Source organism: Roseateles agri, from assembly GCF_034043675.1.
Taxonomy (GTDB): Bacteria; Pseudomonadota; Gammaproteobacteria; order Burkholderiales; family Burkholderiaceae_C; genus KK5.
In genome coordinates this window covers 303743-316897 of record NZ_JAXCLA010000006.1, presented here as the reverse complement: position 1 = coordinate 316897, position 13155 = coordinate 303743, and the positions used below count along the sequence as shown (strand labels likewise).

The 13155-nt window shown below is 65.4% G+C and carries 14 protein-coding genes; 1 reads left to right on the top strand and 13 read right to left on the bottom strand.

Features of this window, described 5'->3' with window-relative positions:
* Positions 1 to 11: 11 nt before the first annotated feature.
* From SNE35_RS19350 to mdcA, 13 genes are all read right to left on the bottom strand, one after another.
* Entirely contained in the window at positions 12 to 563 is a 552-nt protein-coding gene (locus SNE35_RS19350) for a hypothetical protein (RefSeq protein ID WP_320424624.1), read from the bottom strand.
* Positions 560 to 1081: an NUDIX hydrolase gene (locus tag SNE35_RS19345; protein WP_320424623.1), complete on the bottom strand. Its 522-nt coding sequence runs from the start codon at positions 1079 to 1081 to the stop codon at positions 560 to 562. Before SNE35_RS19345 ends, SNE35_RS19350 begins: the two co-directional genes overlap by 4 nt.
* Before the next feature lie 176 nt (positions 1082 to 1257).
* On the bottom strand, positions 1258 to 1746 hold the full coding sequence (locus tag SNE35_RS19340; RefSeq protein WP_320424622.1) for a hypothetical protein: 489 nt from the start codon (positions 1744 to 1746) through the stop codon (positions 1258 to 1260).
* Between the two features lie 79 nt (positions 1747 to 1825).
* Complete coding sequence (locus SNE35_RS19335) at positions 1826 to 2929, bottom strand: hypothetical protein (protein ID WP_320424621.1); 1104 nt, start codon at positions 2927 to 2929, stop codon at positions 1826 to 1828.
* A 126-nt stretch (positions 2930 to 3055) separates the two neighbouring features.
* Positions 3056 to 4009, bottom strand: coding sequence for a toll/interleukin-1 receptor domain-containing protein (locus tag SNE35_RS19330; protein ID WP_320424620.1), 954 nt, complete (start codon positions 4007 to 4009; stop codon positions 3056 to 3058).
* 78 nt (positions 4010 to 4087) lie between these two features.
* Positions 4088 to 4438 (bottom strand): hypothetical protein, encoded by a 351-nt coding sequence (locus SNE35_RS19325; RefSeq protein WP_320424619.1) that lies wholly within the window; start codon positions 4436 to 4438, stop codon positions 4088 to 4090.
* Between the two features lie 281 nt (positions 4439 to 4719).
* Entirely contained in the window at positions 4720 to 5598 is an 879-nt protein-coding gene (locus tag SNE35_RS19320; protein ID WP_320424618.1) for an acyltransferase domain-containing protein, read from the bottom strand.
* Positions 5598 to 6389 carry a triphosphoribosyl-dephospho-CoA synthase gene (locus tag SNE35_RS19315; protein ID WP_320424617.1) on the bottom strand — a complete coding sequence of 264 codons (792 nt, stop codon included), beginning with the start codon at positions 6387 to 6389 and terminating at the stop codon, positions 5598 to 5600. Before SNE35_RS19315 ends, SNE35_RS19320 begins: the two co-directional genes overlap by 1 nt.
* Entirely contained in the window at positions 6386 to 7012 is a 627-nt protein-coding gene (gene mdcG, locus SNE35_RS19310; RefSeq protein WP_320424616.1) for a malonate decarboxylase holo-[acyl-carrier-protein] synthase, read from the bottom strand. The genes SNE35_RS19315 and mdcG overlap by 4 nt, the downstream gene beginning before the upstream one ends.
* Positions 7009 to 7710 (bottom strand): biotin-independent malonate decarboxylase subunit gamma, encoded by a 702-nt coding sequence (locus SNE35_RS19305; RefSeq protein ID WP_320424615.1) that lies wholly within the window; start codon positions 7708 to 7710, stop codon positions 7009 to 7011. Before SNE35_RS19305 ends, mdcG begins: the two co-directional genes overlap by 4 nt.
* A gap of 5 nt (positions 7711 to 7715) precedes the next feature.
* The gene (locus SNE35_RS19300; RefSeq protein WP_320424614.1) at positions 7716 to 8585 is read right to left on the bottom strand and encodes a biotin-independent malonate decarboxylase subunit beta; all 870 of its coding nucleotides are present in this window, start codon (positions 8583 to 8585) and stop codon (positions 7716 to 7718) included.
* Positions 8582 to 8899, bottom strand: coding sequence for a malonate decarboxylase acyl carrier protein (gene mdcC / locus SNE35_RS19295; RefSeq protein ID WP_320424613.1), 318 nt, complete (start codon positions 8897 to 8899; stop codon positions 8582 to 8584). Before mdcC ends, SNE35_RS19300 begins: the two co-directional genes overlap by 4 nt.
* 13 nt (positions 8900 to 8912) lie before the next feature.
* Positions 8913 to 10589 carry a malonate decarboxylase subunit alpha gene (mdcA, locus tag SNE35_RS19290; RefSeq protein WP_320424612.1) on the bottom strand — a complete coding sequence of 559 codons (1677 nt, stop codon included), beginning with the start codon at positions 10587 to 10589 and terminating at the stop codon, positions 8913 to 8915.
* A 178-nt stretch (positions 10590 to 10767) separates the two neighbouring features.
* On the opposite strand from mdcA, the gene SNE35_RS19285 reads away from it, so the two are divergent.
* Entirely contained in the window at positions 10768 to 13134 is a 2367-nt protein-coding gene (locus SNE35_RS19285; protein ID WP_320424611.1) for a penicillin acylase family protein, read from the top strand.
* The last annotated feature ends 21 nt before the right edge of the window (positions 13135 to 13155 follow it).

Below are 13155 nucleotides of genomic sequence, written 5' to 3'. Positions count from 1 at the left end.
GGGATCAATCGTCACGTGCGGGACCAGGCAACTGCGTAAAGAGCGCTTACCCAAAGAATGAGGCCGGCGATGAGATCGCCGATCGGCCCCGCGCCACTCCAGGCCTGCAGCGCTGGTGACAGCAGCGCTACGACCGTGAGCGCCGCCGCAGTGACGAAGTGCGGTGCGTAGCTGAAGAGTCGCGCCAGTGGAATGAAGTGGGCGCCGATCACGAACATCGCAGCCGGGATGGCCCATTCCGGATGCCCGAGATTGACCAGCACGTTGCTGACGATGACGATGAGGACCCACTGACCCGCATTGACGAGGTGGAACAGTCTGGAACGCCTCGCATCTGCAGGGGATGCCGGCTCAGCGAGCAGAGCCGGTCGATTGAACGTGTAGACGCGGTAGACGTAGGTCAACAAGCCGCCGGTCAGTAGCGCCACGAGCGCGTATGCCGCCAGCGGAGCGTCGAGAGTGAAGCGCGCCCACAGCGCGATCCATGCGCCGCCGAAGACGGTGAAGAACATGGCGCCGATGGCACGTTTGGCACGCGATGCGATTGCGGGTGAGGAATTCATGGCGTTGTGATTGGCGCGCGTTGGACAACGTGACGTACAGCGTCGGGTAGAGCGACAAGTGCTTCGCGCAGAAAAGCTGGATGCAGATTGACTCCTTCGAGTTCCGTGAGCTGAAACCAGCAGAACTCAAGAGCCTTGCCGCTTTCCGTGCCTTTGTGCGAGACGGTCTTGTCGTGCAGGCGTGATTCGGGCTGAAGAGCAGATCGAAAGTACAGCCCGACTTCGTGCTGCGGTGTGCCGTCGTACTCGAAGAAGTTCTCAACCACGAAGAGAAGCTCGCCGCCCTCGATGTGCTCATTGGCTTCTTCCAGCATCTCACGTGCGACTGCAGACGCCGCAGACTCGCCCAGTTCGACTCGACCGCCGGGCAAAGCCCAGACGGGCTCGTCTTCCAAACGGTGCAGAAGTGCGTACCCGTCTTCGATGATCACCGCAGCGGCGCGTAGATTGAATCTGTGACCGCCCGTGCGGAAGCTGACCATGCGCTCCCGTGACTCGGCCGGGTTGTCAGCGCTCATCGGACGTCAAAGTCAAATGTTGCGGCGAACTGGTTTTCGACAAAGACGCCGATCTTGTAGTGCCGTGGCGGATCAGGGCCACAGCAGCAAAGAACCGAAAGGTCGCATCGTTCGCGCCGCCGAGATCGTGGGCAAGACAAACGCGGTTAGCTAACCGACTGGGCATCGCAAGGATATCAGCCGGAATAGCAGCGGTACGAAACGCTGACAACTGAGCCACCAGACGCGTGAACTTGGACGCTGTCGCTTTCACTGGCGTACACCTCGATCAGGTTGGGGTCATTCTTCGCATAGTCGCCAAAAAGGTGGCGTGCAATGGAAACCGGCTGACGAATCTTGAAGGGCAGGAGACGGTTCCATCTCGGACTGCTGACCTCTGCGTATGTGAGCATCAGTCTTGATGGGTCGTTCGAGAAATCAACAATTCCAAGCTCCAGTCCGTCAAAGTACAGGATCCTTCTTGTGGCTGTGTAGCCTTCCCATCGTTCCACCTCCGACACAGTCTCTCGAATGAGAGGCGCCATTGTTCGGATCTCTCTTGCGTCTTTGGGAAGCTTCATGCCGAAGCGGCCGTCGATGCAATGGACGGCTTCGACGAGCACCGACTGTCCGAAAGCATTGAAGCATATCGAGAACGCTGCTAGCGCTGCGAGTACATGATTCATTCGCCCAATGCTCGACGTTGAAGCTGATCCGCGCATGGACGTTTGTCGAAAGACATCGGATCGAGCGACCTCTTAGGCGTCACCCCAAAGCTGCAATCGAGTTTCTAAAAATTGCCTCTTCTGGGTTTTTAACGGCTGACAGGATGTTCTCGGCAACCTTCTCGATTAGCTTCGCACCCCAAAATGGATCCGCAGTGTCGTAGTAAATTACACGAATATGTTGAAGATCGAACGGGACGTCTTCTTCTTTGGCCGAAACAAGGACGACAGGCTTCTTCAGCGCGTGTGCGAGTCCGAGTTCGTAGTAAACATTTGGATTTCGGGTCGTGAGTTCGGCGACAAGTACGCGGGCAGCATTAATGCCGCTCCAGACTTGGTCCATGATTTTCCCAGTGGCGAAGATGTCTGCGTCGGCCCGAACCGGGCGGAGGCCCGCCTTCTCGATAGCCGGCCGGTAGATGAGATCATAATAGCCGCCGAGAGGCGCAGCAAAGGGCTGCATAACAAAACACGAATCACTTGAACTAACCGAAACGGTCCGTTCAAGCTTTTTCATTCGCTCTGTCGTTGCACCGGCCGGCAGGGTCGTCGACGAGAAGTCGATCACTCTTGTTTTATCGCCGTGCGGCGATAGCAATTGAGCGGCTTCGAGTGATTCAATGAAGACTTGCTTGAACTCTGCGAAGCTTTCGGCAGGCACTTTGTATTTTTCTGCTAGCGCATTTTGAAAAAACTGGTCGTCGGGAATGTTTTCTCCGCGGTAATGCTGATATACATCTGAAACGACTGGCGCCAACAATATGGCCTCGCGATACCCTTCAAGCGGATCGCTTGATGACTGCGGCCTTAGAATCTTGCGTGCAATAGCGCTCGGTTGTATTTGACTCGGTTGAGGTTGCTCGAGTAGACCATACTTAACGCCCGATGCAATTTCGACGCCAAATGCTCCTGCTGCACTTCGAAGGCCTAAAATCTTAGCGGCTTCGTCACGGGTGCATGGCTTTCCAGCGTTCTGCTCGAGGATTGCCGATGCGATGCGTAGCGCTCTCGGCAGTGAGTGCTTCGGAAATGCTACGCGCTCACCGCGTCTTGGTGGAGCGCTGCTAGCAGCTTTGCGCTTTGTGCGCGGAGCTAGTTTCGATTTGATTGCAGAGGTGGCAGGTACAGGCTTCTTCGTGGCCATATATGATCCCTTGAATAGCGGGAGACACCAATTGCGGAGACTGATGACGCTTAGCTATTTCATGCAAACACACCGCTAGGCGTCGGTTGGAACTTAAGGCAATGCATTTATCCCTTAATGGGGTATTCACTTTGCCGTCTTCGACGATTGCAGAAACTTGGCTAACTCCAGCAACGACTCGGCAAGCTTTGGATCGAATGATGATGGGTCTAAAGTTGAAAAAGTGGAAGTGCGATCAATATTCCAATGCTGGAAGACTTCTTTCAGTTCTTCCCACTTCGTCTTCTCGCCGAACGCGCGAAGATAGAATTCGCCAAATCGAATGGCGTGCATTCGATCCGAGCACTTAAGTGCCTCGCTGGCGTAAGACTTTCCTAGGGAAAAAGCATACTTCGCGCACGCTCCGAGTAGACCGATTACGACGAGCGCCTTGAGAGCAACGAGCACTAGACTCTCAGTCGCTATTGAAGTCTGCTGGCTTGCGATCGACAAGTTCCAAAGTGCAAAACCAATGCCGACCACAAGCGAGAGAAAGCCTAGCGCATACCAGACGTAGCCAAGCCGACGATCTCTTGATTCAATTCGCCCAAGAGAATCAATGGCGACACGTATGTAGTCCGCCGCGTTACTCTGAATCTTTTCTGCTGCCTCGGTGGCCGCCTTTTCTTGCGCAGCGCGCCTACCGATAAAAGAAGATATGGCGGCTTCAACCTTGGGAACAATCTGATCGAGATCTTTGTTGGGTTGAATTATTCCGTGAATGTCCTGCAGCGAAAGCGGAATCGCCGTGTCGTCAATGATGATTGGCACGATGAGCATCCGCCCGGACTCAAGCGAATATGCACGGGCAGCACCGACTTCGGCAAGCAGATACTGTGAGCGCGGAGTGCTCTGCGATACTACCACTACAAAAATTTCGGAGGTGCGCAGGCCTTGATCAAGCGTGGTTCGCCAGTCCGTGCCGGCGGAGAGTGCTTCTACGTCATAGGTGAGAGTATGCCCAGCCGACTTTAGTCGTTGAGCAAGTTCCATCGCAAATGACTGGTCATCGCGCTGGTAGGAGATATATATCTTCGCCATGGTCTGCCGATAAGCCTAAATATTCTTCCCAGTCGTATCGCCGAAAATAGGTTAAAACTTCTGACGGGCATAGCGACTTTAGATGATCGCCTGTTGCTTGAATGCGCCGTTTTTATTGAAAAACGGGCGATAGTACTTGTTAGACGCGGCCTCGCCCTTGGGCATCGACTCCTCCTTTACGAAAGTGCCACAAAGGACCCGGACTTGCATTTCCCTTTCGTCAGTTGCGAGTCGGGAGCTGCTGAACTTGTGCCAAGCGAACCTAATCCACCCTAGCGTTGGCTCGGTCGCAACCACACACCAATCACCGGCTGAGAAGATGAACTGCTTCGCTGCTTGATGCCCCGAAGTGTCCAGATCGTAGAAGGCATCTGGCCCAAAAAGCGATCGGTGATCGCGGTTCTTGCAATTGTTCAGATAGTGCGGCATTTGCGGTGGGCAGATCTGTTAGTAAGAAGCCCGTCCGTCGTACGGACGCGGCTGTCGCGCCTCACTGTCGGTGCAGGTCGAACAGCAACGCGGTCCATGGCACTTCCAGGGCCTTGATCCATTTGTCTTTCCTCCCATTCGGATACTGCCGGCAAGGGTACTAAACATTTCGACACAGGTGGTGCGGGTTGCAACTGATTCTGCAACTCAAGCTGGCCGACGCCCAAAGCAGGGGCCGCAAACTGCCGCTACTGCACTTGACCGAAGGAAAGGATTCAGCCTTAGCCTATCTGTCTCGCCACCCAATCCGCGACCGCTGCCACGCTGCGGAACTCATCCACCGAGCGGGCCTGAACGCCTGGGTGGCGTTGGTTCCACAACCTCGCCAGTGCCCCGCCGGGTCCGATTTCCAGCACGCAGGTGGCTCGCCGTGCTTGGATCTGATCCATGCAGGTGGCCCAGCGCACGGTACGTGCGATCTGCGCAGCCAGTGCGTCGGCGGCTTGAGGCGCATTCCAGAGTCGCTCGCCGCAGGCGTTGCTGAACAGCGGTAGGGTCGGGGCACGCAGCGTCAGGTCAGCCAATAGCGTGGCGAAGGCATCGGCAGCCGGCTGCATTGCGGGTGTGTGGGAAGACACCTCGACGCGCAGCGGCGTGCAGTGCGCGCCGGAGACCTCGGCTTGGGCCCGCATGGCCGCCAGCGACGCGTGTGGGCCGCCGAGGACGACGGTGTCGAAGCCGTTTTCGATGGCGACGTGGCAGCCGGTTGTCGTGCAGAGGGCTGCGATGGCATCGGGAGCGAGTCCGGTCACGGCCACGAGACCGCCGGGCGGGCAGCGGTCCATCGCGGCGGCGCGTTGTACCGCCAGCGCCTGTGCAGTTGAAGGCTCGAACACGCCGGCCACCGCGAACGCTGCCAGCTCGCCGACGCTGTAGCCGGCAACTGCCTCCGGGCGTGGCAGCAGCGGAGCCAGGTCTTGCCAGGCGGCCAGTGCGAGCCCGGTCAGCAATGGCTGCGCGTTGGCATTGCGTGCGGCCCACGCCGGGTCTTCGAGCGCCTTGCGCCAGCCGGGCATGTCGGCGACGCGCCGTTCGTCCAACCAGGGCAGCATCTGCGGGTGCTGCATGCCCTGGCCGCTGAACACCACGGCCAAGCCCATCAGCCGATACCCAGGCGAACCAACAGGCAGGCGGCGGCCAGCGTGTCGGCGGCGCCGCCGGGGGAGAGTCGGCGGTGCACGAACTCGCGGCCAATCGCCTCGGCGGTCTCGATGCGGCCATCGGCAAGGAAGCGCCGCGCTTGCGCCTGGGCGAAGCGCAGGCCTTCGAGGCCGCCGCGGCGGGCGAGGTTGCTGTCATCGAGCACGGCGATGATGCGGAACAGCGCGTGCAGGCGGGAGGGGCCCTCGCGCAGCGCGGGCAGCGCGGTCTCGAACAGCACGGGGAAGCCCAGGGCGGCTTCTTCCGAGGCGCTGCGCAGGCCGTAGCGGCGCGCGGCGATGCCTCCGGGCAGAGTGGAGCGACGCTCGCTGCTGCGCGCGCGCAGCGCCTCGCCCCAGAGCCCGAGCAGCGCGGCGCGCGGATCCTGAGCATTGGCGCCGATGGCGGCGCAGAGCAGGCCCAGCATGAAGATCGCGCCGCGATGCGTGTTGATGCCGCCGGTGGCGGCCAGCATGCGCTGTTCGGCCTCGATGCCGCAGCGTTCCAGCGCTTCGAAGGGGGCGTGCTCGCGGCCCAGCGTGGCGATGCGGACGAAGTAACTGCGCAGTGAGAACAGGCTGCGCATGAAGGTGTGGGCGTCCATGTCCTCATGGCTGCCGCGGCTCGTGAGCGTGACCAGGCCGGGCTTGGGCGCCAGGGCCAGCTCGTCGTGCAGGGCGAGCGTGGCGGCGCGGCCGATCTGCTGCGGGCTCAGCCTCCGCCGGGCGACGAGCGACGCAGCGCCGATCATGCGGGCTCCAAGGCCTCGCACAGCAGGCTGCCGTGCAGCGTCTTGACCAGCAGGTGCCGGGCCGCGCCGGCGCGCCAGGCCAGCCATTCGCGCCAGGCCACAGCCCGGCCGTCGGGGAACACCAGCTCGCCGTCCAGGCGTGGGCCTTGCGCGGGAGCGGAGGCCAGCAGCGCTGCCGCTTCGTCGGCCTGCGCCTCGTCGGCGGCGGCGAGCCATAGGTCCAGGTCGGAGCCGTCGCGCAGGTGGTCGGGCAGGCCGGTCAGCAGGCGCCAGCCGTGGCTGCCGTAGATGCGGGCCGTGATGCCCAGTGACTTCAGCGCGGCGTGCAGCGGGCGCAGCCGGGGCAGGGCGGAGGCTTCGGGGAACTCGTCGAACCAGGCGATCTGCGTGCGCGGTACCGCCAACGCGATACGACGGCGGCCCCAGCGCTGCGGCGCGGGAAGGCCCAGGGCCACCTGATCGGATTGCTGTTGCTGCTGGCGCGTCACCACCAGCGGCAGCCGCCGCGCGGCCCAGTGGGTGAGGCACGCGCGGGCCTGTTCGTCCCAGTCGCGGGCCATCACGGCCTGCCAGCCGGCATCGCTCAGCAGCGCCAGTTGGTGGCGGTGCAGCCGGGTCGTCATGGCGCGGCGAGCACGCGCTCGATCACGTCGGCGGCCATCGTGCGCCCGCCGCGTTGGCGGCCGTCGATTGCTCGTTGGTCTCCGGTCGGCGCCTCGGCCAGCGCCTCGCGCAGGGCTTGCCGCAGGTCGCCGCGCCAGAGCTGGCGCACGCCGCCCATCGCGACGTAGTTGGCCACGCCCGGCGCGAACACCGGGTTGGACTGCGACAGCTCGGTCAGCAGGGCCTCCGGCAGCTTGGTGACGCGGGCCATCGCCGGGATGCGCATGACGCGGATCTCGGCCTCGGGCAGTGCGTCGCAGGCATCGGCGATCAGGCCCGAGGTGATGAAGCCGCCCGACAGCGCCTGGTCGTAGACGAGACCCAGCACGCGGTGGCCGCGGCGGCGCGCCAGGTCGATGCTCAGGCCCAGGTGAGCCATCGCGCGATTGATGCCCAGCAGCTCGTCGCGGCGGCGCAGTTGCTGGCCCTGGGTGTCGACCAGCAGCAGGATCGGCCGGCGCGGATGATGCGCGATCGTGTCCAGCACGTGGCGGGCTTGGGCCAGGGCCAGGCGCACGCCGATCGGCGCGTGGTTGGTGGTGCCGATGACGGCCAGCGGCGCGTCGTCGAACGTCACATGGCCGTGCAGCAGGTCGCCGTCCTGCGCGATGCCGTGGGCGGGGCCGAACAGCGTGGTGGCGAGGGTGTTCCAGTCCATGGTGTTCAGGACCTCGTCAGTTCGCCGGGATCGAGCTCGGGCACGCGCTGTGGCGCCGGCACGCCGAGCCGGGTCCACAAGGCGATCGCCTCGTCGCCCTCGACCGGCGCATCCAGCAGGTGCAGGCGTTCGGAGAGCAACTGGTGCTCGTCTTCCAGGCTCGCGAGCGTCACCGGTGCGGCGGCGTTCAGCGAAGCGATGGCCGCGGCGCGGAAGGCGGCGAGTTCGTCGGCCACCAGTAGGTCGCAGTCGCCGCTCAGCCAACGGTGCTTGCCGCCGGTGGTGCGCCAGACGAGCGCACGGTCGCGCGAGTCGAATTCGTCGACGCCGTGCGAGGCCTCGATCACCTCGGGCCCGGACATGGCGAGCCGGCCGATGTCGCTCATCACGATGCGGTCCGCGCAGCGGGCCACGATGCCCATGCCGCCGAAGCAGCCGTTGGCGCCGCCGATCAGCACGATCGTCGGCACGCCGGCCGCGCGCAGGTCCAGCAGCGCCCGCATCACCTCGGAGACGGCGATCAGGCCGGCATTGGCCTCGTGCAGCCGCACGCCGCCGGATTCGGCCAGCAGCAGCACGGCATCGGGCCGCTCGCGCAGCGCGCGCCGGAACAGGCCGACCAGCTTGGCGCCATGCACCTCGCCGACGCCGCCGCCCATGAACTCGCCCTCTTGCGCGGCGACGAAGATCGTGCGGCCGGCCAGCGTCGCGCGGCCGACGGCCACGCCGTCGTCGAAGGCCGAGGGCACGCCCAGCTCGGCCAGGTGCGGGCTGGCGACGCGCTCGGAAGGCGGCAGCCATTCGTGGAAGCTGCCTTCGTCCAGCAGCCGCGCGATCCGCTCGCGCGCCGAGCATTCCGAATAGCTGATGTTCATCGCTTGATCTCCGCCACCGCCTGGTCCAGCCGCAGGCTGACGACGGCGGGCGTGGCGCCCATGTCATTGATCGAGATGCGGACGCCGGCCAGTTGGTGGCGCTGCTGGAAGTCGTCGACGACGGCGCTCCAGATCGCGCCGAAGCCACGCGCCGAGGTCTCGATGTGGACGCTGCAGCCATCGCTGCCGGCGGCCGGCTCCAGCAGCACCTCCAGGTTGCCAGAGCCGACGACGCCGACCAGCACGGTCTTGAAGTCACCGGCTGGATACTTGCCGGCAAACTGGTAGTCGAGGGCTTCGAGTCCCGGACTCATCGTGTGTTCTCCATTACCAGTGGCGAAAACGCCCCGGCGGTTGATACAGCCCGCCGGAAGCGCGCACCAGCTCGCGCATGCTGCGCGCGGCCAGCAGGTTGCGGGTGGCGTCGCGCGGGTCGATGCCGAGGTCCTGCGGCCGGCGGATCACGCCGCGCTCGCGCAGCTTCTCCACCATCGCGCGGTCGCGCGCCAGGCCCACGGCGGTGTAGCCGGCCACGCCGCGGATCGCCTGTTCGCGCTCCTCGTCCGTGCGGCACAGCAGCAGGTTGGCGATGCCTTCCTCGGTGAGGATGTGGGTCACGTCCTCGCCGTAGATCATGATCGGTGGCAGGTCCATGCCGGCCTGCTTCTGCAGGGTCCAGGCGTCCAGCGTCTCGACGAAGGCGGGCTGCATGTGCTCGCGGAAGGTCTCCACCATCTGCACCACCAGCTTCTGCCCGCGCGGCGTGCCGGCGGCGCCAGCGCGGCCGTCGCGCGCCTCGCGGCCGGCCTTCAGCCAGGCGGGGCTGGCGTGGCGGCGGCCGCGTGCGTCGGCCCCCATGTTCGGCGCGCCGCCGAAGCCGGCGATGCGGCCCTGCGTGGCGGTGGAACTGTTGCCGTCCAGGTCGATCTGCAAGGTGGAGCCGATGAACAGGTCGCAGGCGTAGTGGCCGGCGGCCTGGCAGAAGGCGCGGTTGCTGCGCAGGCTGCCGTCGCGGCCGGTGAAGAAGACATCGGGCCGGGCGCGGATGTAGTCCTCCATGCCCAGCTCGGAGCCGAAGGAGTGGATCGATTCGACCCAGCCGGCCTCGATCGCCGGGATCAGCGCCGGGTGCGGGTTCAGTGCCCAGTGCCGGCAGATCTTGCCCTTGAGGCCCAGCGACTCGCCGTAGGTGGGCAGCAGCAGCTCAATCGCCGCGGTGTCGAAGCCGATGCCGTGGTTCAGCCGCTGCACGCCGTACTCGGCGTAGATGCCCTTGATCGCCATCATGGCCATCAGCACCTGGATCTCGCTGATCTGCGCGGGGTCGCGGGTGAACAGCGGCTCGATCACGTTGGGCTTGGGCGCGAGGACGACGAAGTCCACCCAGCCACCCGGGATGTCGATGCGGGGCAGGGTGCCGGGCTCCATCATCTCGTTGACCTGTGCGATCACGATGCCGCCGGAGAAGGCCGTGGCCTCGACGATGGCCGGCGTGTCCTCGGTGTTGGGGCCGGTATAGAGGTTGCCGTCCGCATCGGCCGCCTGCGCGGCGACCAGGGCCACCTGCGGGGTCAGGTCGACGAAGTAGCGCGCGAACAGTTCGAGGTAGGTGTGGATCGCGCCGATCTCGATGCGGCCGGACGAGACCAGCTGCGCCAGCCGCGTGCCCTGCGGGCCGGAGAAGCTGAAGTCCAGCCGCTTGGCGATGCCGGCCTCGAACAGGTCCAGATGCTCCGGCAGCGCCAGCACCGACTGCACCATGTGCAGGCCGTGCACGCGCTGCGGGTCCAACTGCATCAGCGTGCGGGCGAGGAAGTCGGCCTGCTTCTGGTTGTTGCCTTCCAGGCAGACGCGGTCGCCGGGCTCCAGCACGGCGCTGAGCAGCGCGGCGGCGGCGGCCGTGGCGACGCGCTTGCCGTCGAGCTGGCCCGGCAGCGCTTCGCCCGCGCGGGCCAGCCGCGCGCTGCGGCGTTCGGCCCGGGTGTTCCAGTTCTCTCGGTTCATGGCTGCACGGTATCGGCGGGCCCACGGACGATCAATCAAGCGGCGGCGGCGATCGTTTCATCGCGTGAAACGATCGGCCGGGTCGCTTCGGAGCACGGCGGACCTACGGGAACACGCCGAGTTCCGGCCCGGCCGTTGCGTTCGACAATCGCGCACTGCTACTCATCGCTACCTTTCCATGATCCTGCTTCGTCGATTGCTACTCGGGCTGCTGGTGTTGGTACTGCTGCTCGCCATCGCGCTCTACCTGGGCTTGCGCGGCAGCCTGCCGACCTACGACGGTCAGCTCAAATCAGGCGTTAGCGCGCCGGTCAAGGTCGAGCGGGACGAGCGCGGTTACGCGACGATCACCGCCGGCAACCGGGTGGACGCGGCGCGCGCGCTGGGCTTCACCCACGCGCAGGAGCGCTTCTTCCAGATGGACCTGCTGCGCCGCAACGCGGCGGGCGAGCTGTCGGCGCTGGTCGGCGCCAAGGCCCTGCCGCTGGACAAGTCGCGCCGCATCAACCGCTTCCGCCATCGCGCGGAGCTGGCGCTGGCCGCGTCCTCGCCCGAGGAGCAGAAGCTGCTGCTGGCCTATGCCGAGGGCGTCAACGAAGGCCTGGCGCAGCTGAGCGTGCGGCCGTTCGAATACGGCCTGTTGCGCCAGGCGCCGAAGCCCTGGCGGCCGGAAGATTCGCTGCTGGCGGTGCTCTCGATGTACCTGGACCTGCAGGGCGCGCAGGGGCGCGACGAACTGGCCATGGGCGCGCTGAAGGACGCCGTGCCGGCCGAGTGGTACGCGTTCTTCACGCAGCTGGGCGGCGACTGGCAGCAGGCGGTCGACGGCAGCGTGATCGAACCGGTGGCGATCCCCAAGACGCCCTGGCCCGAGGCCTTGAAGCCCGCTGAAGCCGCGGCCAAGGTGGCCTGCAGCGATTGCAGCTTGCAGGACAGCCGCGACATCGGCAGCAACAACTTCGTCGTCGCCGGCGCGCTGACGCCGCACGGCGGCGCCATCGTGGCCGACGACATGCACCTGGGCACGCGCCTGCCGGGCATCTGGTTCAAGGCCCGCCTGGTCTGGACCGACGAACTGGGCAAGCGTCGCCAGGTGACCGGCCTGAGCCTGCCCGGCACGCCGGCGATCACCGCCGGCAGCAATGGCAGCATCGCCTGGGGCTTCACCAACAGCACGGCCGACTGGACCGACGTGATCGCGCTGAAGCTCGACGCCACCGGCACGCGCTACATGACGCCCGAAGGCGAGAAGCCGCTCACCGTGGCCAAGGAGCACATCGAGGTTGCCGGCGGCGAGGCGGTCGACATGGAGGTGAAGGAGACGATCTGGGGCCCGGTGATGGCCGCGCCCTTCGACCACTACGCGCTGCGCTGGGTCGCGTTCGACACGGCGGCGCTGAACCTGAAGTCGGTGGCGCTGGAGCGCGCCGCCTCGGCCGACGAGGCGCTGACCCTGGCGGTGGGCGTCGGCATCCCGGCGCAGAACCTGGTCGTCGGCGATGCCAAGGGCCACATCGGCTGGACCATCATCGGCGCGATCCCGAAGCGGCACTACGCGGACGGCGTGGACATGAACGTGCCGCAGGACTGGAGCACCGGCGCCAACGGCTGGAACGGCTACATGAGCGCCGACGACCACCCGCCGCGCATCGACGACCCCGCCGATGGGCGCCTCTGGAGCGCCAATGCGCGCCAGGTCGGCGGCGAGGCGCTGGCCCTGCTGGGCACCGGCGGCTACGACCTGGGCGCCCGCGGCCAGCAGATCCGCAACGACCTGCGCGCGCTGCCCAAGCTCGACGAGACGGCCGTGCACGGCGTGCAGCTGGACTACCGCGCCGTGTTCCTGCAGCGCTGGCGCAAGCTGCTGCTGGACGAGGTGCTGACGCCCGACTTCATCGCCAAGAACGGCCTGGCCGAGTACCGCGACGCGGTGGACAAGAGCGCCGATGAAGCGCGGCCCGATGCGGTCGGCTACGCGCTGGTGCGCCAGTTCCGCGACGACGTGCTGGAGGAGCTGTTCGCGCCGATGGCCGCGCTGATGGAAAAGCACCAGCTGAAGATGCGCGACCTGAAGGTGGTGCCCGAGACAGCCGGCTGGATGCTGATCCAGGCGGGCCGTGCGGACGCCGTGTCCGGCGGCAACTGGCATGCGCTGTTCGAGCGCGCGGTGCTGAAGAGCCGTGACCAGGCGATCCAGCGCGCCGGCAGCGTCACCGCCTACACCTGGGGCTCGCAGAACAAGCTCGCCTTCGCCCACCCGCTGTCGGCGGCGGTGCCGGGCCTTGCCGCGCTGCTGGACATGCCGGCCACGCCGATGTTTGGTGACCGCCACATGCCGCGCGTGGCGCTGCCGGGGCACGGCCAGTCGGAGCGCATGGTGGTGTCGCCAGGGCACGAGGACAAGGGCATCCTGACCATCCCGGCCGGCCAGTCCGGCCACCCGCTGTCGCCGTTCTACAAGGCCGATCACGAGTACTGGCTGGAGGCCAAGCCGCTGCCCTTCCTGCCCGGCGACACGCGCCATACGCTGATGCTGGAGCCTTGAAAAGAGGGACTGACGCGAATC

What these genes read in the sequence shown, in the direction of transcription:
- mdcG (WP_320424616.1), bottom strand. Translation starts at nt 7,012, where the DNA reads ATGACGACCCGGCTGCACCGCCACCAACTGGCGCTGCTGAGCGATGCC.
- mdcC (WP_320424613.1), bottom strand. Translation starts at nt 8,899, where the DNA reads ATGAGTCCGGGACTCGAAGCCCTCGACTACCAGTTTGCCGGCAAGTAT.
- SNE35_RS19335 (WP_320424621.1), bottom strand. Translation starts at nt 2,929, where the DNA reads ATGGCCACGAAGAAGCCTGTACCTGCCACCTCTGCAATCAAATCGAAA.
- SNE35_RS19340 (WP_320424622.1), bottom strand. Translation starts at nt 1,746, where the DNA reads ATGAATCATGTACTCGCAGCGCTAGCAGCGTTCTCGATATGCTTCAAT.
- SNE35_RS19320 (WP_320424618.1), bottom strand. Translation starts at nt 5,598, where the DNA reads ATGGGCTTGGCCGTGGTGTTCAGCGGCCAGGGCATGCAGCACCCGCAG.
- mdcA (WP_320424612.1), bottom strand. Translation starts at nt 10,589, where the DNA reads ATGAACCGAGAGAACTGGAACACCCGGGCCGAACGCCGCAGCGCGCGG.
- SNE35_RS19285 (WP_320424611.1), top strand. Translation starts at nt 10,768, where the DNA reads ATGATCCTGCTTCGTCGATTGCTACTCGGGCTGCTGGTGTTGGTACTG.
- SNE35_RS19305 (WP_320424615.1), bottom strand. Translation starts at nt 7,710, where the DNA reads ATGGACTGGAACACCCTCGCCACCACGCTGTTCGGCCCCGCCCACGGC.
- SNE35_RS19345 (WP_320424623.1), bottom strand. Translation starts at nt 1,081, where the DNA reads ATGAGCGCTGACAACCCGGCCGAGTCACGGGAGCGCATGGTCAGCTTC.
- SNE35_RS19315 (WP_320424617.1), bottom strand. Translation starts at nt 6,389, where the DNA reads ATGATCGGCGCTGCGTCGCTCGTCGCCCGGCGGAGGCTGAGCCCGCAG.
- SNE35_RS19300 (WP_320424614.1), bottom strand. Translation starts at nt 8,585, where the DNA reads ATGAACATCAGCTATTCGGAATGCTCGGCGCGCGAGCGGATCGCGCGG.
- SNE35_RS19350 (WP_320424624.1), bottom strand. Translation starts at nt 563, where the DNA reads ATGAATTCCTCACCCGCAATCGCATCGCGTGCCAAACGTGCCATCGGC.
- SNE35_RS19330 (WP_320424620.1), bottom strand. Translation starts at nt 4,009, where the DNA reads ATGGCGAAGATATATATCTCCTACCAGCGCGATGACCAGTCATTTGCG.
- SNE35_RS19325 (WP_320424619.1), bottom strand. Translation starts at nt 4,438, where the DNA reads ATGCCGCACTATCTGAACAATTGCAAGAACCGCGATCACCGATCGCTT.